Source organism: Enterobacter sp. 03-F-07-AD-ECC (assembly GCF_047530935.1).
Classification (GTDB): domain Bacteria; phylum Pseudomonadota; class Gammaproteobacteria; order Enterobacterales; family Enterobacteriaceae; genus Enterobacter; species Enterobacter cloacae.
In genome coordinates, this window is record NZ_JBLKBZ010000009.1 from 47,347 (window position 1) to 68,767 (window position 21,421).

General features: G+C 55.6%; 21 protein-coding genes and 1 other annotated feature. Of the genes, 15 read left to right on the forward strand and 6 right to left on the reverse strand.

Annotated features, from left to right (window positions below; genetic code table 11):
- Window positions 1-33: 33 nt before the first annotated feature.
- The 3 genes from serB to nadR all read left to right on the forward strand — a co-directional run bounded on the left by serB (window position 34) and on the right by nadR (window position 3,731).
- Entirely contained in the window at window positions 34-1,002 is a 969-nt protein-coding gene (gene serB, locus ACMWKA_RS15150) for a phosphoserine phosphatase (protein WP_013095495.1), read from the forward strand.
- A 75-nt stretch (window positions 1,003-1,077) separates the two neighbouring features.
- Window positions 1,078-2,463 (forward strand): DNA repair protein RadA, encoded by a 1,386-nt coding sequence (gene radA, locus ACMWKA_RS15155; protein ID WP_013095496.1) that lies wholly within the window; start codon window positions 1,078-1,080, stop codon window positions 2,461-2,463.
- Between the two features lie 35 nt (window positions 2,464-2,498).
- Window positions 2,499-3,731 (forward strand): multifunctional transcriptional regulator/nicotinamide-nucleotide adenylyltransferase/ribosylnicotinamide kinase NadR, encoded by a 1,233-nt coding sequence (nadR, locus tag ACMWKA_RS15160; RefSeq protein ID WP_014830583.1) that lies wholly within the window; start codon window positions 2,499-2,501, stop codon window positions 3,729-3,731.
- Window positions 3,732-3,803: 72 nt separating this feature from the next.
- Here the strand turns inward: nadR and ACMWKA_RS15165 are convergent, their stop codons facing one another.
- On the reverse strand, window positions 3,804-4,805 hold the full coding sequence (locus tag ACMWKA_RS15165) for a zinc-binding alcohol dehydrogenase family protein (protein ID WP_038418650.1): 1,002 nt from the start codon (window positions 4,803-4,805) through the stop codon (window positions 3,804-3,806).
- Window positions 4,806-4,913: 108 nt separating this feature from the next.
- Here ACMWKA_RS15165 and ACMWKA_RS15170 point away from each other — a divergent pair, with 108 nt between their 5' ends.
- A complete protein-coding gene (locus ACMWKA_RS15170) occupies window positions 4,914-5,813 on the forward strand; it encodes a LysR family transcriptional regulator (RefSeq protein ID WP_045292797.1) in 900 nt (299 codons plus the stop codon).
- Between the two features lie 91 nt (window positions 5,814-5,904).
- Here ACMWKA_RS15170 and ettA read toward each other — a convergent pair whose 3' ends face one another.
- The gene (gene ettA, locus ACMWKA_RS15175; protein WP_013095500.1) at window positions 5,905-7,572 is read right to left on the reverse strand and encodes an energy-dependent translational throttle protein EttA; all 1,668 of its coding nucleotides are present in this window, start codon (window positions 7,570-7,572) and stop codon (window positions 5,905-5,907) included.
- A 227-nt stretch (window positions 7,573-7,799) separates the two neighbouring features.
- Here ettA and sltY point away from each other — a divergent pair, with 227 nt between their 5' ends.
- Together sltY and trpR are read left to right on the forward strand one after the other, a co-directional pair.
- Window positions 7,800-9,737: a murein transglycosylase gene (gene sltY / locus ACMWKA_RS15180; RefSeq protein WP_414760388.1), complete on the forward strand. Its 1,938-nt coding sequence runs from the start codon at window positions 7,800-7,802 to the stop codon at window positions 9,735-9,737.
- 55 nt (window positions 9,738-9,792) lie between these two features.
- Window positions 9,793-10,122 (forward strand): trp operon repressor, encoded by a 330-nt coding sequence (trpR, locus tag ACMWKA_RS15185; protein ID WP_013095502.1) that lies wholly within the window; start codon window positions 9,793-9,795, stop codon window positions 10,120-10,122.
- Window positions 10,123-10,149: 27 nt separating this feature from the next.
- Here trpR and yjjX read toward each other — a convergent pair whose 3' ends face one another.
- Entirely contained in the window at window positions 10,150-10,665 is a 516-nt protein-coding gene (yjjX, locus tag ACMWKA_RS15190) for an inosine/xanthosine triphosphatase (protein ID WP_045292821.1), read from the reverse strand.
- 49 nt (window positions 10,666-10,714) lie between these two features.
- On the opposite strand from yjjX, the gene gpmB reads away from it, so the two are divergent.
- Entirely contained in the window at window positions 10,715-11,362 is a 648-nt protein-coding gene (gene gpmB, locus ACMWKA_RS15195; RefSeq protein WP_095455068.1) for a 2,3-diphosphoglycerate-dependent phosphoglycerate mutase GpmB, read from the forward strand.
- Here gpmB and robA read toward each other — a convergent pair.
- Window positions 11,359-12,228: an MDR efflux pump AcrAB transcriptional activator RobA gene (gene robA, locus ACMWKA_RS15200; RefSeq protein WP_013095505.1), complete on the reverse strand. Its 870-nt coding sequence runs from the start codon at window positions 12,226-12,228 to the stop codon at window positions 11,359-11,361. The two genes, gpmB and robA, sit on opposite strands and share 4 nt — an antisense overlap.
- 211 nt (window positions 12,229-12,439) lie before the next feature.
- Between robA and creA the strand changes: the two genes are divergently transcribed.
- Window positions 12,440-12,913: a protein CreA gene (gene creA, locus ACMWKA_RS15205; RefSeq protein ID WP_013095506.1), complete on the forward strand. Its 474-nt coding sequence runs from the start codon at window positions 12,440-12,442 to the stop codon at window positions 12,911-12,913.
- A 46-nt stretch (window positions 12,914-12,959) separates the two neighbouring features.
- On the opposite strand, the gene arcA is transcribed toward creA, so the two are convergent.
- The gene (arcA, locus tag ACMWKA_RS15210; protein ID WP_003856501.1) at window positions 12,960-13,676 is read right to left on the reverse strand and encodes a two-component system response regulator ArcA; all 717 of its coding nucleotides are present in this window, start codon (window positions 13,674-13,676) and stop codon (window positions 12,960-12,962) included.
- Window positions 13,677-13,771: 95 nt separating this feature from the next.
- Here arcA and yjjY point away from each other — a divergent pair, with 95 nt between their 5' ends.
- The 7 genes from yjjY to ACMWKA_RS15245 all read left to right on the forward strand — a co-directional run bounded on the left by yjjY (window position 13,772) and on the right by ACMWKA_RS15245 (window position 20,579).
- A complete protein-coding gene (gene yjjY, locus ACMWKA_RS15215; protein ID WP_414760389.1) occupies window positions 13,772-13,912 on the forward strand; it encodes a protein YjjY in 141 nt (46 codons plus the stop codon).
- A gap of 399 nt (window positions 13,913-14,311) precedes the next feature.
- Complete coding sequence (locus tag ACMWKA_RS15220; protein WP_150057578.1) at window positions 14,312-14,998, forward strand: tRNA/rRNA methyltransferase; 687 nt, start codon at window positions 14,312-14,314, stop codon at window positions 14,996-14,998.
- A 211-nt stretch (window positions 14,999-15,209) separates the two neighbouring features.
- Entirely contained in the window at window positions 15,210-15,278 is a 69-nt protein-coding gene (gene thrL / locus ACMWKA_RS15225) for a thr operon leader peptide (RefSeq protein ID WP_015572623.1), read from the forward strand.
- Window positions 15,217-15,334, forward strand: a sequence feature (Thr leader region). (Overlaps the previous gene by 62 nt.)
- 24 nt (window positions 15,335-15,358) lie before the next feature.
- Window positions 15,359-17,821 carry a bifunctional aspartate kinase/homoserine dehydrogenase I gene (gene thrA / locus ACMWKA_RS15230; protein ID WP_414760390.1) on the forward strand — a complete coding sequence of 821 codons (2,463 nt, stop codon included), beginning with the start codon at window positions 15,359-15,361 and terminating at the stop codon, window positions 17,819-17,821.
- Window position 17,822: 1 nt separating this feature from the next.
- A complete protein-coding gene (thrB, locus tag ACMWKA_RS15235) occupies window positions 17,823-18,752 on the forward strand; it encodes a homoserine kinase (protein ID WP_013095510.1) in 930 nt (309 codons plus the stop codon).
- Between the two features lie 3 nt (window positions 18,753-18,755).
- Window positions 18,756-20,042: a threonine synthase gene (gene thrC, locus ACMWKA_RS15240; RefSeq protein ID WP_040020120.1), complete on the forward strand. Its 1,287-nt coding sequence runs from the start codon at window positions 18,756-18,758 to the stop codon at window positions 20,040-20,042.
- A gap of 243 nt (window positions 20,043-20,285) precedes the next feature.
- Entirely contained in the window at window positions 20,286-20,579 is a 294-nt protein-coding gene (locus ACMWKA_RS15245; protein WP_013095512.1) for a DUF2502 domain-containing protein, read from the forward strand.
- A gap of 32 nt (window positions 20,580-20,611) precedes the next feature.
- Here ACMWKA_RS15245 and yaaA read toward each other — a convergent pair whose 3' ends face one another.
- Window positions 20,612-21,385 (reverse strand): peroxide stress protein YaaA, encoded by a 774-nt coding sequence (yaaA, locus tag ACMWKA_RS15250; protein ID WP_013095513.1) that lies wholly within the window; start codon window positions 21,383-21,385, stop codon window positions 20,612-20,614.
- Window positions 21,386-21,421: the final 36 nt, after the last annotated feature.

Genomic DNA, 21,421 nt, shown 5'->3' on the forward strand with positions numbered 1-21,421 from the left:
CCTTCCGGCGCGAACGAAATTACAGGAGCTTCAATGCCGAACATTACCTGGTGCGACCTGCCAACGGATGTCTCTTTATGGCCAGGATTGCCGCTCTCTTTAAGTGGCGATGAGGTGATGCCTCTGGATTACCACGCTGGCCGTAGCGGCTGGCTGCTGTACGGACGCGGCCTGGATAAGCAACGCCTTACCCAATATCAAACTAAACTGGGTGCGGCGATGGTGATTGTCGCCGCCTGGTGTGTGGAAGATTATCAGGTCATTCGCCTGGCCGGTTCCCTGACGCAGCGCGCGACGCGTCTGGCGCACGATGCCGGGCTGGACGTTGCCCCGCTGGGTAAAATCCCGCATCTGAAAACGCCGGGTCTGCTGGTGATGGATATGGACTCTACCGCCATCCAGATTGAGTGTATCGATGAGATTGCCAAACTGGCGGGCAGCGGCGAGCTGGTGGCGGAAGTGACCGAGCGCGCGATGCGCGGCGAGCTGGATTTTACTGCCAGCCTGAGACAGCGCGTGGCGACCCTCAAAGGGGCCGATGCCAATATCCTGCGTCAGGTGCGCGATGAACTGCCGCTGATGCCCGGGCTGACGCAACTGGTGCTGAAGCTCCAGTCGCTGGGCTGGAAAGTGGCTATCGCTTCCGGTGGCTTTACCTTCTTCGCGGATTACCTGCGGGAAAAACTGCATCTGACCACCGTGGTCGCCAACGAGCTGGAGATCATGGACGGTAAGCTGACCGGGCAGGTGCTCGGCGATATCGTGGATGCGCAGTATAAAGCCAATACGCTGAGCCGACTGGCCGAGAAATATGAAATTCCGGTTGCCCAGACCGTTGCCATTGGCGATGGCGCAAACGATCTGCCGATGATCAAAGTTGCCGGTCTTGGCATTGCCTACCATGCCAAGCCAAAAGTGAATGAAAAGACGGAAGTGACAATCCGTCACGCTGACCTGATGGGTGTATTCTGCATCCTCTCCGGCAGCCTGAATCAGAAATAACGGTATGCGATTGTAGGCCGGGTAAGCGTTAGCGCCACCCGGCGCGCAGGCCGCACTGAAATAACGAGGTAAACCGTGGCTAAAGCCCCAAAACGCGCATTTGTCTGTAATGAATGTGGTGCGGATTATCCGCGCTGGCAGGGGCAATGCAGCGCCTGTCATGCCTGGAACACCATCACCGAAGTGCGTGGTGTGGCGGCTTCGCCGAGTGTGGCCCGCAATGAACGCCTGAGCGGCTATGCGGGTAATGCCGGTGTGGCAAAAGTCCAAAAACTGTCAGAAATCAGTCTGGAAGCGTTGCCGCGCTTCTCCACCGGCTTCAAAGAATTTGACCGCGTGCTTGGCGGCGGCGTGGTGCCGGGCAGTGCGATCCTGATCGGCGGTAACCCGGGAGCGGGTAAATCGACCCTGCTGCTGCAAACGCTCTGCAAGCTCGCCGAGCAGATGAAAACCCTGTACGTCACTGGCGAAGAGTCTCTGCAGCAGGTGGCGATGCGAGCACACCGTCTGGGTCTGCCTACCGGCAATCTGAATATGCTGTCGGAAACCAGCATTGAGCAGATCTGCATGATTGCTGAAGAAGAGCAGCCGAAGCTGATGGTGATTGACTCCATCCAGGTGATGCACATGGCGGATATTCAGTCCTCGCCGGGCAGCGTGGCGCAGGTGCGTGAGACCGCCGCGTATCTGACGCGTTTTGCCAAAACCCGCGGCGTGGCGATTGTGATGGTCGGCCACGTTACCAAAGACGGCTCCCTGGCGGGGCCAAAAGTGCTTGAGCACTGTATCGACTGCTCCGTGATGCTGGACGGCGACGCAGACTCCCGCTTCCGTACCCTGCGCAGCCACAAAAACCGCTTTGGTGCGGTGAACGAGCTAGGCGTATTTGCCATGACCGAGCAGGGGCTGCGCGAAGTCAGCAACCCGTCGGCCATCTTCCTGAGCCGGGGAGATGAAGTCACCTCCGGCAGTTCGGTGATGGTGCTATGGGAGGGGACGCGCCCGCTGCTCGTTGAAATTCAGGCGCTGGTGGATCACTCGATGATGGGTAACCCGCGGCGCGTGGCGGTCGGTCTGGAACAGAACCGTCTGGCGATCCTGCTGGCGGTGCTACACCGTCATGGTGGCCTGCAAATGGCCGATCAGGACGTCTTCGTCAACGTGGTCGGGGGCGTGAAAGTTTCAGAGACCAGTGCCGATCTGGCGCTGCTGCTGGCGATGGTCTCCAGTCTGCGTGACAGACCGCTGCCGCAGGATTTGGTGGTCTTCGGCGAAGTGGGGCTGGCCGGGGAGATCCGCCCGGTGCCCAGCGGCCAGGAGCGCATCTCCGAGGCGGCGAAACATGGCTTCCGCCGGGCGATTGTGCCGGCGGCCAACGTGCCGAAGAAGATCCCCGAAGGGATGCAGGTATTTGGCGTTAAAAAACTCGCAGATGCGTTAAATGTCTTTGACGACTTATAATTACGTATTCGATTTTGCAGGAGGCACCGTAATTTATGTCATCATTTGACTACATCAAGACCGCAATCCGTCAGAAAGGCTGCACGCTACAGCAGGTGGCTGACGCCAGCGGCATGACGAAAGGCTATCTTAGCCAGTTGCTGAACGCCAAAATCAAAAGCCCCAGCGCGCAAAAGCTGGAAGCGTTACATCGCTTTCTGGGGCTTGAATTCCCGCGTATGCAAAAGAACATCGGCGTGGTGTTTGGCAAGTTTTACCCGCTGCATACCGGCCATATCTACCTGATCCAGCGCGCCTGTAGCCAGGTCGACGAACTGCACATCATCATGGGTTACGATGAAACCCGTGACCGTCAGCTGTTCGAAGATAGCGCCATGTCGCAGCAGCCGACGGTGCCGGATCGCCTGCGCTGGCTGCTTCAGACCTTCAAATATCAGAAAAACATTCGCATTCATGCCTTTAACGAAGAGGGCATGGAGCCGTATCCACACGGCTGGGACGTGTGGAGCAACGGCATTAAAGCGTTTATGGAAGAGAAAGGGATTGCGCCCAACTGGATCTACACCTCTGAAGAGTCCGACGCACCGCAGTTCCGCGAGCATCTGGGCATTGAAACGGTGCTGATCGATCCGAAGCGTACATTCATGAACATCAGCGGGGCGCAGATCCGCGAAAACCCGTTCCGCTACTGGGATTACATCCCGACCGAAGTGAAGCCGTTCTTTGTGCGCACAGTTGCGATTCTGGGCGGTGAATCCAGCGGGAAATCGACGCTGGTTAACAAGCTGGCAAATATCTTCAATACTACCAGCGCGTGGGAATACGGACGTGATTATGTCTTTTCCCATCTGGGGGGAGACGAGATGGCGCTGCAGTATTCTGATTACGACAAAATCGCGCTAGGCCATGCTCAGTACATTGATTTCGCGGTGAAATACGCCAACAAAGTGGCCTTCATCGACACCGATTTTGTCACTACACAAGCCTTCTGTAAGAAGTATGAAGGACGCGAGCACCCCTTCGTACAGGCGCTGATCGATGAATATCGCTTCGACCTGGTGATCCTGCTGGAAAACAACACGCCGTGGGTCGCCGACGGGATGCGCAGCCTCGGTAGCTCAGTGGACAGGAAAGAGTTCCAGACGATGCTGGTGGAGATGCTTCATGAGAACAACGTGGAGTTTGTCCACGTTGAAGCGTCGGATTACGACACCCGTTTCCTGCGCTGCGTCGAGCTGGTGAAGGAGATGATGGGGGAGCAGGGGTAAAGTCACAGGTTTGCCCCTCACCCTAACCCTCTCCCCCATGGGGAGAGGGCAGGGTGAGGGGGAATTATCCACTCAGAACGCAACCACCACCTTCCCGCGCATATGCCCGTCCAGCACTTTGCGGTGGGCCTCGGTAATGCTTTCCACGCTCAGCCCGTGCAGCGTTTCGCTGAGCGAGCTCTCCACTACGCCGTTATCCACCAGCTTTGCCACCTCGTTTAAGATCTCGCCCTGACGCCCCATATCGGCAGTCTGGTACATGCTGCGGGTATACATGAATTCCCAGTGCAGGGCGGCGGATTTGGATTTCAGCTTGTCCTGGTTCAGCGGGTGCGCATTTTCGACGATGGAGCAGATGTGTCCCTGCGGCGCAATCAGTTCGCTGACCGCGTCCCAGTGGCCATCGGTATCATTGAGGATGAAAATATAATCCACAAAGGTGATGCCCTGTTTGGCCAGTTCACCTTTCAGATCGCGATAATTCACCACCAGATCCGCGCCGCGATCGCGACACCACTGGGCTGAGTCTTCCCGCGACGCGGTGGCGATGACCCTGACCTTGCTGTTGTGCTTCGCAAACGGGATCGCAAGGGAGCCTACGCCGCCGGCACCGCCGATGATCAGCAGCGTTTTGTCCGACCCGGCATCCTGAATGTTCAGGCGCTCAAACAGCCCTTCCCAGGCGGTGAGCGCGGTCAGCGGCAGTGCGGCAGCGGCATCCCAGCCAAGGCTTGTCGGTTTTTGTCCGACAATACGCGCATCAATCAGCTGATGCGTGGCATTACTGCCCGGACGGGTAATATCACCCGCGTACCACACTTCGTCGCCCGGTTTGAAGCCGGTGACGCTTGTCCCCACCGCTTTGACGACACCGCTGGCATCCCAGCCGAGAATGCGTGGCGCCTGCAGGCCGTTTTTAACAAGACTCGCATGCACTTTGGTATCGACCGGGTTGATGGAAACGGCTTTTACTTCCACCAGCAGATCGTGTTCACCGGGCTGTGGCATCGGTTGGGTGATCTCAATAAAAGCTGCGGGATTTTCAGGATTAACGGCAATGGCTTTAACAGACATGATCAACTCCTCAATGGAATGCGTTTTGTTGAGGCTAGTCTATTAAGTGGTCATGCGCATGATAAGATGGACAATCAAGAACGGAGTGTTCGTGTAGGGTGAACAATCATGTTTAAACAGCTTCAGGATATGGCGCTGTTTGCGCTGGTGGCGGAGATGGGCAGTTTTACCGCCGCAGCGCAGAAAGCAGACCTGCCGAAATCCAGCGTTAGCCAGCGGATTAGCCAGCTTGAGCAGCAGGTGGGGATCCGCCTGCTGAACCGCACCACGCGCAGGCTGAATCTGACCTTTGCGGGGGAGCACTATCTGGTGCATTGTCGCGAGATGCTGGCGGCCAGCGAAAGGGCGGAGTATGCCATTCAGCGGCTGCGTGAGAACCCCAGCGGACGGCTTCGTATCACCTGCCCGGCGGGCATTGGCGCGACGTTACTGGCACACCTGAATGCCGAGTTTCAGCTCCGCTATCCTGACGTTTCACTGGATGTCTCTATTTCTGACGATGTGCTCGATCTGGTGGAGTCTGGTTTTGACGTGGCGCTGCGTACCGGTAAACCGCAGGACTCCTCGCTGATTGGCCGCATGATTGGCCACTGCCCGCGCTATATGCTGGCCTCACCGGAATACCTGGCACGCCGGGAGCCGCTGCACCATCCCCGCCAGCTGGTGGATCACCGCTGTATTACCCACAAGGCCTGGTCTGAATGGCTCCTGCAAAGCGAGAGTGAGGATTACCGCTATCTGCCGGACAATGCGCATATGACGGATAATCTTGTGTATGCCCGTGAGTGCGCGGTAGCTGGTGCGGGGATCACACTCTTACCCGCTTTTTTGCTGGAAGATAAAATTGAAAAAGGGGCGCTTGTGCAGGTGCTACCGGAATGGAACGTTGAAGGAAACGATCTCTGGCTGGCCTATCCGAGCCGTAAGCTCAATTCGCCTGCGCTGATGAGCTATATCGACTTTGCGATGCAGTTTGATGAGGTTAAGCGGTTTTACGTGGGTGGGTGATTATGTGTGGCCTGATGCCCTCACCCTGACCCTCTTCCTCGGGGAGAGGGAACAAACATAAAAAACGGCAACCGAAGTTGCCGTTGTGCTTTTATTTCGCGATACGCTTGTACTTAATACGCTTCGGCTCCAGCGCGTCTGCGCCCAGCGTGCGTTTCTTGTACTCTTCGTATTCGGTGAAGTTACCTTCGAAGAACTCTACCTTACCTTCGTCCTGGTAGTCCAGGATGTGGGTGGCGATACGGTCAAGGAACCAACGGTCGTGCGAGATAACCATGGCACAGCCCGGGAACTCCAGCAGGGCGTTTTCCAGCGCGCGCAGGGTTTCGATGTCGAGGTCGTTGGTTGGTTCATCGAGCAGCAGTACGTTACCGCCAACCTGCAGCAGCTTCGCCAGATGCAGACGACCACGCTCACCACCGGACAACTCGCCGACGCGTTTACCCTGATCGGTACCTTTGAAGTTAAAGCGGCCCACGTAGGCACGGCTTGGCATCTCGGTGTTGCCGATACGCATGATATCCAGCCCGCCGGAGACTTCTTCCCACACGGTTTTGCTGTTATCCATTGCGTCACGGAACTGGTCAACGGACGCCAGTTTCACCGTTTCACCCAGGGTGATAGAGCCGCTGTCAGGCTGCTCCTGACCGGACATCATACGGAACAGGGTGGATTTACCCGCGCCGTTCGGACCGATGATACCGACGATGGCACCCTTCGGTACGGAGAAGGAGAGATCGTCGATCAGCACGCGGTCACCGTAAGATTTACGCAGGTTGCTGACTTCGACCACTTTATCCCCCAGACGCGCGCCAGGTGGAATAAACAGTTCGTTGGTTTCGTTACGTTTCTGGTATTCGGTGTTGTTCAGCTCTTCGAAGCGTGCCAGACGGGCTTTGCCCTTAGACTGACGGCCCTTCGTGCCCTGACGTACCCACTCCAGCTCTTTCTCAATAGACTTACGGCGTGCTGCTTCAGCAGACGCTTCCTGTGCCAGACGCTGATCTTTCTGCTCCAGCCAGGAAGAGTAGTTGCCTTCCCATGGGATACCCTCGCCGCGGTCCAGCTCCAGGATCCAGCCCGCCACGTTGTCGAGGAAGTAACGGTCGTGGGTGATCGCCACCACGGTGCCTTCGAAGTCGTGCAGGAAGCGTTCCAGCCACGCCACGGATTCCGCATCCAGGTGGTTAGTGGGTTCGTCGAGCAGCAGCATGTCTGGTTTTTCCAGCAGCAGACGGCACAGCGCCACGCGGCGACGCTCACCACCGGAGAGGTTGGCGATTTTCGCATCCCAGTCTGGCAGACGCAGGGCGTCAGCGGCGCGCTCCAGCTGCACGTTCAGGTTGTGACCGTCGTGCGCCTGGATAATCTCTTCAAATTTGCCTTGCTGAGCGGCCAGTTTATCGAAGTCCGCATCTGGCTCGGCGTATTTGGCATACACTTCATCCAGACCTTTCAGCGCGTTAACCACTTCGGATACTGCTTCTTCAACCGATTCACGAACGGTGTGTTCAGGGTTCAGCTGAGGTTCCTGCGGCAGGTAGCCAATTTTGATGCCAGGCTGCGGACGGGCTTCACCTTCGATGTCTGTATCGATGCCGGCCATGATGCGCAGCAGGGTGGACTTACCGGCACCGTTGAGGCCCAGAACACCGATTTTTGCGCCCGGGAAGAAGCTCAGCGAGATATTTTTAAGAATATGACGTTTCGGCGGTACCACTTTGCCGACACGATGCATGGTATAAACGAATTGAGCCACGTTGGACTTCGCCTCTTTTATCGTGATGAAAAGGAATTTCAGCCTCGAAGTGTAGCCTTTTTCCCGCCCTAATCCCAGCCAGGAACGTCGGGAGTGTTAAAACGCGCAGGAAAGGTAAAAAAGTGTCCGTAACGTGGCGCGTTCCGGGATGCCTGGTTAGCATAAGTTAATTAGACTTTGACGTGGCAAGACGCTGCAATTGACGAAAAAACAATGAGGAAGAGCTTGTGGAAAAAGCCAAACGGGTGGTCTGGCGTCTGCTGGCGGCCAGCGTATGCGTAATGGCGGTAAGCCAGGCGGTGCATGCCGATTCACTGGATGAACAACGTAACCGCTACGCCCAGATTAAACAGGCGTGGGACAACAAACAGATGGATACTGTGCAGGCGTTGATGCCGACGCTGAAAGACTATCCTCTCTATCCCTATCTGGAGTATCGCCAGATTACTGACGATCTCATGAATCAACCCACGGTCACCGTGAATAACTTCATTCAGGCGAACCCGACCCTGCCGCCCGCCCGGAACCTGCAGTCTCGTTTTGTAAACGAGCTGGCGCGTCGTGAAGACTGGCGCGGACTGCTGGCGTTCAGCCCGGAAAAACCGAACACCACGGAAGCCCAGTGTAACTATTACTATGCAAAATGGGCCACCGGTCAGCAGGAGGAAGCCTGGGCCGGGGCAAAAGAGCTGTGGCTGACCGGGAAAAGCCAGCCGAACGCCTGTGATTCGCTCTTTGGTGCCTGGCGTGCTTCCGGTAAACAGGATCCGCTGGCTTACCTTGAACGTATCCGTCTGTCGATGAAAGCCGGAAACACGCGTCTGGTGATGGCTCTGGCGGGTCAAATGCCGTCGGATTACCAGACCATTTCCACGGCCGTGATGTCGCTGGCAAACGACCCCAACAGCGTTCTGACCTTTGCCCGCAGCACGGGAGCGACCGATTTTACCCGACAGATGGCGGCGGTGGCCTTTGCCAGCGTGGCGCGTGACGATGTCGAAAACGCGCGGCTCATGATCCCGCAGCTGGTGCAGGCACAGCAGCTCAATGAAGAGCAAACCCAGGAACTGCGCGACATCGTGGCGTGGAGACTGATGGGCTCGGACGTAACCGACGAACAGGCCCGCTGGCGGGACGATGCCATTATGCGCTCCAACTCCACGTCGCTGGTGGAACGTCGCGTGCGCATGGCGCTGGGGACGGGCGATCGTAAAGGCCTTAATACCTGGCTTGCGCGTCTGCCGATGGAAGCCAAAGAGAAAGACGAATGGCGCTACTGGCAGGCGGATCTGCTGATGGAGCGGGGACGCGATGACGAAGCCAAAGAGATCCTCCACGCGCTGATGCAGCAGAGAGGCTTCTACCCAATGGTGGCCGCGCAGCGTCTGGGTGAGGAGTACACCTTCCGCATTGATAAAGCGCCGGGTAACGCCAGCCCGGCGTTGACCCAGGGGCCGGAAATGGCGCGCGTGCGCGAGCTGATGTACTGGAATATGGACAACACCGCCCGTAGCGAGTGGGCGAATCTGGTCACCAGCCGCACTACGGATGAGAAAGCCCAGCTTGCCCGTTACGCCTTTGATAACCACTGGTGGGATCTGAGCGTTCAGGCGACGATCGCTGGCAAGCTGTGGGATCATCTCGAAGAACGTTTCCCGCTGGCCTACAAAGATCTGTTCGATCGCTACACCAGCGGTAAAGATATTCCGCAAAGCTACGCCATGGCGATTGCCCGTCAGGAGAGCGCCTGGAACCCGAAAGTCCGTTCCCCGGTAGGGGCCAGCGGCCTGATGCAGATTATGCCGGGCACGGCGACGCATACGGTGAAGATGTTTAATATCCCGGGATACAGCAGCCCATCACAGCTGCTGGATCCGGATACCAACATCAACATTGGTACCAGCTATCTGCAGTACGTCTATCAGCAGTTTGGTAACAACCGCATTTTCGCCTCTGCGGCGTATAACGCGGGCCCAGGGCGTGTGCGTACCTGGCTGGGTAACAGCGCCGGACGCATCGACGCCGTGGCGTTTGTCGAGAGCATTCCGTTCTCAGAAACGCGCGGCTACGTGAAGAACGTGCTGGCGTATGATGCCTATTACCGTTACTTCATGGGGCAAAAAGATACCCTGATGAGCGATGCGGAGTGGCAGAGACGTTACTGATTGGGATGGGTTGTGTTATGCTGTACTCGTTAATGAGTACAACAGGCGGCATAACATGACCCAGCATTCCCCGTATTCCTCGGCACTGGCCGAACAACGTCATCAGGAGTGGCTTCGTTTTGTGGAGTTGCTCCGCCAGTCTTACGACCAGGATCTGCATTTACCCCTGCTGCAACTGATGCTGACGCCGGACGAGCGTGAGGCGTTGGGCACGCGCGTGCGGATCATCGAAGAGTTACTGCGCGGTGAGATGAGCCAGCGTGAACTCAAAAACGAACTGGGCGCGGGGATCGCGACGATCACCCGCGGTTCAAACAGCCTGAAGTCTGCGCCGGTTGAGCTGCGTCAGTGGCTGGAAGCGGTATTGCTGAAAAACGCCGGATGACGGCTGCGCCTTATCCGGCCTACACGTTCAACGATAAATGGCGTTATGAAACGGGCTTAACGCCAGGATCACCGCCTGATGGTAAACGCTTGAGCGCGTAAGCGCGCCAGCAGTAAAGACGCCAATCGCCCCTTCTTTACGGCCTATTTCATCAATGCCGGTGTATTGAGACATCACTGGCCCGAGCGCTTCGCCTGCGCGCACTTTTTCCAGAATGATGTCCGGCAGCGGCAGGGTGGCCGAGCGTGCTTCACCGCGCTGTTCACGGCTTTCGATAACCACCCAGCTAAACGTCGCGCCTTCGTCAATTCCCGCTTCAATGGCGACCCAGAAGTCGGCACCGGGTGCGGCCGCTTTCGCATTTAACACGCGATTTCGTGCGCCAGCGCGCGTTTCTTCGCTGCCAAACGGCTGTTCAGGAACGCCACTCTCGACGCCGACGGCATCAATATGGCAGGATCCTTCGCCGAAAATCTCTTCAAATGCCCTTAGAATTGCCTGAATTTTGGCAGGATTGGTGGTAGCAGAGACAACATGGTGCATAATTAAGCTCGATTCAAAAAAACTCATCGCAGTATAACGGAAAAAAAGCATGTTACAGGTATACCTTGTTCGCCACGGTGAAACGCAGTGGAACGCCGAGCGACGTATTCAAGGCCAGTCCGACAGTCCTCTCACTGAAAAGGGTGTGCAGCAAGCGTGGCAGGTGGCAGAACGTGCCAGAACGCTGGGCATTACCCATGTCATCACCAGCGATTTAGGTCGCACGCAGCAGACGGCGCGCATTATTGCTGATGCCTGTGGTTGTGATGTGCTGCTTGAACCGCGCCTGCGCGAGCTGGATATGGGGGTGCTCGAAAAACGCCATATCGATACGCTGACGGAAACGGAAGAGGGCTGGCGTCGCACGCTGGTTAACGGTACCGAGGATGGCCGTATCCCTGAGGGCGAATCCATGCAGGAGCTGAGCGTGCGTATGCATGCTGCGCTGGCGGAATGCCTGAAGCTGCCCACCGGAAGCCGTCCACTGCTGGTGAGTCACGGGATTGCGCTGGGATGTCTGGTCAGCACCATTCTGGGGTTACCGGCCTATGCGGAGCGCCGTTTGCGTCTGCGCAACTGCTCTATTTCCCGTATTGATTATCAGGAAAGCGCGTGGCTGGCGTCGGGATGGGTCGTTGAGATGGCAGGGGACATTTCGCATCTTGATGCCCCTGCACTGGATGAACTGCAGCGCTAACGACGGATCGGGATTAAGAATTCCATCCGCAGATTAATGGGGCCTTCTTCCGGTTTCGCATCGCTTGCCGGGTAGTAGCGCTCAATATCCTGACCTTTACGGCGATTCAGGTTCAGCATAGGCATGCATGTTCCGTAAACGGTCAGGATGAATTCCTGTACGCCCGTTCCCAGCCCTTCGTAGGAGAACATCACATACTCTCCGCCTTCCAGCACGACCGGTTTAGAGCCCTGAATATAGCCATTGGCCATTTCCGGCGTTAACGCGGTGGTGTAGAACACCTCCTGCTCGTCGTCTTTTTCCTGGCTTGGATGCGTTTCGTTGAGACCATACAGGATAGGCGGGATCGCCGGGGCATGGCTCAGGAAGTCGCGCCAGAACTGAACGCGCATTTGATGGCGGAACTCAGAAATCTGCTCCAGAGAACAGGTGTAGCTCTGTGTCGTACCGATCAAATGGGTTTCCGGCAGGGTAATGATTTCGTACTTCGGCATGGCGAACTCGCCCAGACGCAGCGGCGGGCGCATACCGTATGAGCTCCAGTCAGGTGAACGGCGATAGAGTGCTGGCGTCAACGAGAACTGTTTTTTAAAGGCTCGGGTGAACGTTTGTTGCGAGTCGAAACGATACTGCAGGGCAATATCAAGAATGGGCCGCGCGGTCAGGCGTAAGGCCACCGCAGATTTAGATAAACGACGTGCGCGAATATAGGCACCGATAGCATGACCGGTGACATCCTTGAACATCCTTTGCAGATGCCACTTGGAATAGCCTGCTTTAGCCGCCACATTATCCAGTGACAAAGGCTGGTCAAGATGACCTTCCAGCCAGGTTAGCAGGTCGCGAATAATTCCAGCCTGATCCATATACTATCCTCATCCTTAAAACAGCAGGTGCCTGATAACAGGTTAGCGGATAATAGCATTTTTTGATGTTTTAGCATTCAGTGTTTTTTTTGCTCATTAATGCTTTTTGTCCTGCGTTTTGGGTGAATATATTCTAATCCTGTGATCTTGCTACATTTTTGTCTAACGTGTTGAATAATCGCTCAACGTAATATTAAGAAATGGTAACAATATGAAATATAAGACATTGCTCTTAACAGCCTTACTGCTGATAGCGGGCCGCGCGGCGCAGGCGGAACAGATTGGTTCTGTCGATACCGTGTTTAAAATGTTTGGGCCGGACCACAAAATTGTGGTGGAGGCGTTTGACGATCCGGATGTGAAAAACGTTACCTGCTACGTTAGCCGGGCAAAAACCGGGGGGATTAAAGGCGGTCTGGGGCTGGCCGAGGATACATCCGATGCGGCCATCTCCTGCCAGCAGGTCGGGCCGGTTGAACTGAGCGAGAAAATCAAAAACGGCAAAGCGCAGGGGGATGTGGTGTTCCAGAAACGGACGTCGCTGGTCTTCAAAAAGCTGCAGGTGGTGCGTTTTTATGATGCTAAGCGTAACACCCTGGCCTACCTTGCCTACTCCGACAAAGTAGTGGAAGGCTCACCGAAAAACGCGATTAGCGCGGTGCCGATTATGCCGTGGCGGGAATAAAAAAAACGGCGCGAAAGCGCCGTTTTTTATGGTGCTGACTGCGGGATCACTCCTGCAGGTCACCGCAGAAACGATAGCCTTCGCCGTGGATCGTGGCGATGATTTCCGGCGTATCTGGCGTAGATTCGAAATGTTTACGAATACGACGGATGGTCACGTCTACAGTACGGTCGTGTGGCTTCAGCTCACGGCCGGTCATTTTCTTCAGCAGTTCTGCACGGGACTGAATTTTGCCCGGGTTTTCACAGAAGTGCAGCATCGCGCGGAATTCACTGCGCGGCAGTTTATACTGCTCACCGTTCGGGCTGATCAGTGAACGGCTATTGATATCGAGTTCCCAGCCGTTGAATTTGTAGCTGTCTACGCTACGACGCTCTTCGCTGACGGTACCCAGGTTCATGGTGCGGGACAGCAGGTTGCGTGCACGAATGGTTAACTCGCGTGGGTTAAACGGTTTGGTGATGTAGTCATCCGCACCGATTTCCAGGCCAAGGATCTTATCAACTTCGTTATCACGGCCTGTCAGGAACATTAATGCGACGTTCGCCTGTTCACGCAGTTCGCGCGCCAGCAGAAGGCCGTTTTTACCTGGCAGATTGATATCCATAATGACCAGGTTGATATCATTTTCAGAAAGGATCTGATGCATCTCTGCGCCATCGGTCGCTTCAAAGACATCGTAGCCTTCTGCTTCGAAAATGCTCTTCAACGTGTTGCGTGTTACCAACTCGTCTTCAACGATAAGAATGTGCGGGGTCTGCATGTTTGCTACCTAAATTGCCAACTAAATCGAAACAGGAAGTACAAAAGTCCCTGACCTGCCTGATGCATGTCGCAAATTAACATGACCGGGCTAACGTGACTAAAGTACGTATTTGCGTTCTTGATGCACTTTCCATCAACGTCAACAACATCATTAGCTTGGTCGTGGGTACTTTCCCTTTGGACCCGACAGTGTCAAAAACGGCTGTCATCCTAACCATTTTAACAGCAACATAACAGGCTAAGTGACACCTGACACCCAATAAAACTACGCTTCGTTGACATATATCAAGTTCAATTGTAGCACGTTAACAGTTTGATGAAATCATCATAGCTAAATGCTAGCCTTTGTCACAATTTTTCAATAAACCAACTAGTTGCGGATCTTGATTGATAAACGTTACGAATCCAACTTAAATCGCGTATTCACCCTGTCATTATCATTATAAAACATAAGGATAATCAGGTTCTGTTAACATTCTAAATGATTGTTCAGCTACAAAATAGTTTAGCGCTTTTAATTTGTTATGAAACGCTATTTCGGTGATTTGTGTTGCAAAATTGTAAATTCGCGCCGCGTAATATGTTGACGCGCATCACATTAATCCCCGCTAACTGATTAAAAAGAGAGCATAAATGCATCTGTCGATTGTACTGGTCGCGCCAGCCAGAGCTGAAAATATAGGCGCTGCGGCGCGTGCCATGAAGACCATGGGGTTCACCGATTTGCGTATTGTGGACAGCGCTGCTCACCTGGAGCCCGCGGCGCGTTGGGTGGCGCACGGGTCGGGCGATATTCTTGATAATATAACCACTTACGACACGCTCGCCGACGCGCTGCACGATATTTCGTTTACCGTTGCGACCACGGCGCGCAGTCGGGCTAAGTTCCACTATTACGCCACGCCAGCGGAACTGGTACCGATGATGAGCGAGAAAAGCCAGTGGCTGGAAAAAGCGGCGCTGGTGTTTGGGCGGGAAGATTCAGGATTAACAAACGACGAACTGGCGCTCGCGGATGTGCTGACGGGGGCTCCAATGGTCGCGGATTATCCGTCCCTGAATTTAGGCCAGGCGGTGATGGTCTATTGCTATCAATTAGCGTCCTTAATACAAATTCCTCAACCGCCAGCGGTGGGTACCGACGAAAACCAACTGGCCGCGCTGCGTACGCGCGTTGACAACCTGCTGATGCAACTTGGTGTGGCGGATGATCAAAAAATGGCTGACTGGCTGCAGCAGCGTCTTGGGCGTCTGGAGCAGCGCGATACGGCAATGCTGCACCGTTTGCTGCACGATATCGAAAAAAAATTATCCGAGTAAAATGCTGCCATAAGTTTTTACTATGGCGTAAGCGTCTGACGTTAAGGGTTGCCTCTGGCGGAATCGGATGAAAATAAATCTGCACGCAGCGGGACGTAAGAATCCGCTGAATTGTGATCAAATTAAAAATTCATTGACTTAAGGTGCCCGATCCTTTAACCCTAAAAGAATACAGCACAGACAGATAATAATGACAGAGTACACAACATCCATGAAACGCATCAGCATCACCACCATTACCACAACCATCATCATTACCACAGGTAACGATGCGGGCTGACGCGTACAGGAAAAACAGAAAAAAGCCCGCACCTGAACAGTGCGGGCTTTTTTTTCGGCTAAAGGAAACGAGGTAGAACCATGCGAGTGTTGAAGTTCGGCGGTACATCAGTGGCAAATGCAGAACGCTTTCTGCGTGTTGCCGATATCCTGGAGAGCAACGCCAGGCAGGGACAGGTCGCGACCGTTCTCTCTGCGCCGGCAAAAATCACTAACCACCTGGTGGCGATGATTGAAAAGACCATTGGCGGTCAGGATGCACTTCCGAACATTAGCGATGCCGAGCGTATCTTCGCCGAGCTGCTGCAGGGACTGGCGGAGGCACAGCCAGGTTTCCCGCTCGTACAGCTGAAAGCCTTCGTAGAACAAGAATTTGCCCAGATTAAACATGTGCTGCACGGTATCAGCCTGCTGGGTCAGTGCCCGGACAGCATCAACGCGGCGTTAATTTGCCGCGGTGAGAAACTCTCTATCGCCATCATGGCGGGCCTGCTGGAAGCGCGCGGGCATCACGTCACGGTGATTGATCCGGTTGAAAAACTGCTGGCGGTGGGCCACTACCTCGAATCCACCGTTGATATTGCTGAATCAACCCGCCGCATCGCTGCGAGCAAAATTCCTTCTGACCATATGATCCTGATGGCGGGCTTCACCGCCGGCAATGAAAAGGGTGAACTGGTGGTGCTGGGCCGTAACGGCTCTGATTACTCTGCTGCCGTGCTGGCCGCCTGTTTACGCGCGGACTGTTGCGAGATCTGGACTGACGTTGACGGCGTATACACCTGCGACCCGCGCCAGGTACCGGACGCCAGGCTGCTGAAGTCGATGTCTTACCAGGAGGCGATGGAGCTTTCCTACTTCGGCGCGAAAGTGCTTCACCCTCGTACCATCTCCCCCATTGCCCAGTTCCAGATCCCTTGCCTGATTAAAAATACCGGTAACCCGCAAGCGCCTGGCACGCTGATTGGCGCCAGCACCGACGAAGATGGCCTGCCGGTGAAAGGCATCTCTAACCTCAACAACATGGCAATGTTCAGCGTCTCCGGGCCTGGTATGAAAGGGATGGTTGGCATGGCGGCGCGCGTGTTTGCCGCAATGTCACGCAACGGGATCTCTGTGGTGCTGATCACCCAGTCCTCATCGGAATACAGCATCAGCTTCTGCGTGCCGCAGGGTGACTGCCTGCGCGCCCGTCGTGCGCTGGAAGAAGAGTTCTATCTGGAGCTGAAAGAAGAGCTGCTGGAGCCGTTATCCATTCAGGAACGTCTTGCGGTTATCTCCGTGGTTGGCGACGGTATGCGCACGCTGCGCGGTATCTCCGCCAAATTCTTTGCCGCGCTGGCGCGTGCCAATATTAATATCGTGGCGATTGCCCAGGGCTCATCCGAGCGTTCTATTTCGGTGGTGGTTGATAACGATGACGCGACTACCGGCGTACGCGTGGTTCATCAGATGCTGTTCAACACCGATCAGGTGATTGAGCTGTTCCTGATTGGCGTGGGCGGCGTTGGCGGTGCGCTGCTGGAGCAGGTGAAGCGTCAGCAGGAGTGGTTGAAGAAGAAGCATATCGATCTGCGCGTCTGCGGGATCGCCAACTCAAAAGCGCTGCTGACCAACGTTCACGGGCTGAACCTGGAAAACTGGCAGGCCGAGTTGAACGAGGCAAAAGAGCCGTTCAACCTGGGGCGTCTGATCCGTCTGGTGAAAGAGTATCACCTGCTGAATCCGGTGATTGTCGATTGTACGTCGAACCATGCGGTTGCCGATCAGTACGCGGACTTCCTGCGCGAAGGCTTCCACGTGGTCACGCCGAACAAAAAGGCCAACACCTCGTCGATGGATTACTATCACCAGCTGCGTCTGGCGGCGAGCAAATCGCGTCGCAAGTTCCTGTACGACACTAACGTGGGGGCGGGCCTGCCGGTTATCGAAAACCTGCAGAACCTGCTGAATGCGGGCGACGAACTGCAACGTTTCTCCGGCATTCTCTCCGGTTCGCTGTCCTTTATTTTCGGTAAGCTGGATGAAGGGATGAGCCTCTCAGAAGCAACCCGCGCCGCGCGTGAACTGGGCTACACCGAGCCGGATCCGCGTGACGATCTCTCCGGTATGGACGTGGCGCGCAAACTGCTTATTCTGGCGCGCGAAACGGGCCGTGAGCTGGAGCTTTCCGATATCGTGATAGAACCCGTGCTGCCGGCTGAATTTGACAGCAGCGGTGACGTCAGCGCCTTTATGGATAATTTACCGCAGCTGGATGACGCTTTTGCCGCACGCGTGGCGAAAGCCCGTGATGAAGGTAAGGTATTGCGCTATGTTGGCAACATTGAAGAAGATGGCGTGTGCCGGGTGAAGATTGCCGAAGTCGATGGCAACGATCCGCTGTACAAAGTCAAAAACGGCGAAAACGCCCTGGCGTTTTACAGCCACTATTATCAGCCATTGCCGCTGGTGCTTCGCGGCTATGGCGCAGGGAACGATGTTACGGCGGCGGGTGTGTTTGCCGATCTGCTGCGTACCCTGTCATGGAAGTTAGGAGTTTAACATGGTCAAAGTTTATGCCCCGGCTTCCAGCGCCAATATGAGCGTCGGGTTTGATGTGCTGGGTGCGGCGGTGACGCCGGTGGACGGTTCACTATTGGGCGATACGGTCACGGTGGAAGCAGCAGAAAGCTTCAGCCTGAATAACGTGGGACGTTTTGCCAGCAAGCTGCCGTCCGAACCGCGCGAGAATATTGTCTATCAGTGCTGGGAGCGTTTCTGTCAGGAGATCGGGAAAAACGTGCCGGTCGCCATGACGCTGGAAAAAAGTATGCCGATTGGCTCTGGCCTGGGATCAAGTGCCTGCTCTGTTGTGGCCGCGCTGGTGGCGATGAATGAGCACTGCGGCAAACCCCTGAACAATAGCCGTCTGCTGGGGTTAATGGGTGAGCTGGAAGGCCGCATCTCTGGCAGTATCCACTACGATAACGTCGCGCCGTGTTTCCTCGGCGGTATGCAGTTGATGATCGAAGAAAATGGCATCATCAGCCAGCAGGTGCCAGGGTTTGATGAGTGGCTGTGGGTGCTGGCCTACCCGGGTATCAAAGTGTCTACTGCGGAAGCGCGGGCGATCCTGCCTGCGCAGTATCGCCGTCAGGACTGCATCGCCCACGGGCGTCATCTGGCAGGCTTTATTCACGCCTGTTATACCCGTCAGCCACAGCTGGCGGCGAAATTGATGAAAGATGTGATTGCCGAACCGTATCGTACGAAGTTGCTGCCTGGCTTTAATGAGGCGCGACAGGCATCGCTTGATATTGGCGCGCAGGCGTGCGGCATCTCCGGCTCCGGCCCGACGCTGTTCGCCCTGTGCGATAAGCCAGACACCGCGCAGCGCGTGGCGGACTGGCTCTCTAAACACTACCTGCAAAATCAGGAAGGCTTTGTTCATATTTGCCGTCTGGACACGGCTGGCGCACGAGTACTGGGATAACGAATGAAACTCTACAATCTGAAAGATCATAACGAGCAGGTCAGCTTCGCGCAGGCGGTGACTCAGGGACTGGGCAAAAATCAGGGGCTGTTCTTCCCTCACGATCTCCCTGAATTCCCGCTGACCGACATTGATGAGCTGCTGAAGCAGGACTTTGTCACTCGCAGCACAAAAATTTTGTCTGCGTTTATCGGCGACGAAATCCCGCAGGAGTTGCTGGAAGAGCGCGTACGTGCGGCGTTCGCCTTCCCGGCACCGGTTCAGCAGGTTGAGCCGGATGTGGGCTGTCTGGAGCTGTTCCACGGCCCAACGCTGGCGTTTAAAGACTTCGGCGGCCGCTTTATGGCGCAGATGCTTACCCACATCAGCGGCGACAAGCCGGTCACCATTTTGACCGCCACCTCCGGGGATACCGGTGCCGCCGTGGCGCATGCTTTTTACGGTCTGAAGAACGTCCGCGTGGTGATCCTCTACCCGAAAGGCAAGATCAGCCCGCTCCAGGAAAAACTGTTCTGCACCCTCGGCGGCAACATTGAAACCGTGGCGGTAGATGGCGACTTCGATGCCTGTCAGGCGCTGGTGAAACAGGCCTTCGATGATGAAGAACTGAAGGCCGCGCTGGGGCTCAACTCTGCTAACTCCATTAACATCAGCCGTCTGCTGGCGCAGATTTGCTACTACTTCGAAGCGGTTGCCCAACTGCCGCAAGAGGCGCGTAATCAGCTGGTGGTTTCGGTACCGAGCGGAAACTTTGGCGACCTGACCGCGGGCCTGCTGGCGAAATCCCTCGGGCTGCCGGTGAAACGCTTTATTGCGGCGACCAACGCCAACGACACCGTGCCACGCTTCCTGAAAGACGGTAAATGGGCGCCGAACGCGACCCAGGCGACGCTCTCTAACGCGATGGACGTGTCACAGCCAAACAACTGGCCGCGCGTGGAAGAGCTGTTCCGCCGTAAAGTGTGGCGTCTGGGCGATCTGGGCTATGCGGCGGTCACCGATGAAACCACCAAAAGCACTATGCGTGAGCTGAAAGCGGTGGGGTATACCTCTGAACCGCATGCGGCGATTGCTTACCGTGCGCTGCGCGACCAGCTGAATCCTGGCGAGTATGGCCTGTTCCTGGGGACGGCGCATCCGGCAAAATTCAAAGAGAGCGTGGAAGAGATTCTGGGTGAAACGCTGCCGCTGCCGAAAGAGCTGGCGGATCGCGCTGACCTGCCGCTGCTCTCTCATGAGCTGCCAGCGGATTTTGCCGCGCTGCGTAAGCTGATGATGACTCGAGCGTGATTTTTTGCCCGGTGGCGCTGCGCTTACCGGGCCTGCAACAATCTCAATCGTAGGCCGGGTAAGCGAAGCATCACCCGGCTTTTTTGTGAAGAAAATAAGGAGAAAAATAGCAGGGAAAAAGCAGAAATTCCCAATAAATGCGGTCACTTAGCGTTTAGGATTGCAGAGAATAACATCCCCGGTTCCCCTCACGTAATCTCCTTACATCGGCCCACGTTGGGCAAGAATCATAAGGAGTCACCGATGTCTAAACTGAAACCTGCGCTGATTGCGCTTTCACTGATGCTGGTCGCTCCCATGGCGGTACAGGCATCCGAAATCACCCTGGTTCCGGCGGTCAAACTGCAGATTGGCGATCGGGATAATAACGGCCATTACTGGGACGGCGGCCGCTGGCGCGACCATGACTGGTGGAAGGCGCATTATGAGTGGCGCGATAACCACTGGCGTCCACATGATGAGCATCGCGATCGTGACGATCGTCATGACCACCGCCACGATGATCACCGACCAGGCCCGGACTGGAAGCATCACTAATACAAACCCCGCCAGCAGGCGGGGGTGTTTTTTTACTGTTCGTGGCGCTTAAACACCAGTTCCCCTTTCCCTGACGCTTCCTCGTCAAAGAAATACCCCTCGCTGTTGAATCCGGTGAGCTGCTCTGGCTTCGTCAGGCGGTTTTGAATGATGTAGCGGCTCATCAGGCCACGCGCTTTTTTGGCATAAAAGCTGATGACCTTGAACTTGCCGTTTTTCTCATCAAGGAAGACCGGTTTAATAATTTCCGCATCGAGCTTCTTCGGCTTCACCGATTTGAAGTATTCATCGGAGGCGAGGTTAATCACCACGTTATCCCCCTGCGCGTGCAGGGCTGCGTTCAGCTTATCGGTGATAATGTCGCCCCAGAAATGGTACAGATCTTTGCCTTTGGCGTTTTCCAGGCGGATGCCCATCTCCAGACGATAGGGCTGCATCAGATCCAGCGGGCGCAGCACGCCGTACAGGCCTGAAAGCATACGCAGATGCTGCTGGGCAAAATCGAAATCGGCTTCGCTGAACTCTTCTGCCTGCAGGCCGGTATAGACATCGCCCTTGAAGGCCAGAAGCGCCTGGCGCGCATTCGCAGGAGTAAAGTCAGGATGCCACTCATGGAAGCGGGTCGCGTTGAGATCGGCGAGCTTATCACTGATGCTCATCAGCGAGGCGATTTGCGGCGCGGAGAGCTTACGCGCCTCGTGAATCAGCTGTTGCGAGTAGTCCAGCAGTTCAGGCTGGGTATAACGCTCGGTCGCGAGCGGGCTCTGGTAGTCGAGCGTTTTTGCAGGTGAAATCAGAATCAGCATATCCAGTCCTTGCAGGAAATTTAAGGCGACTTTAGC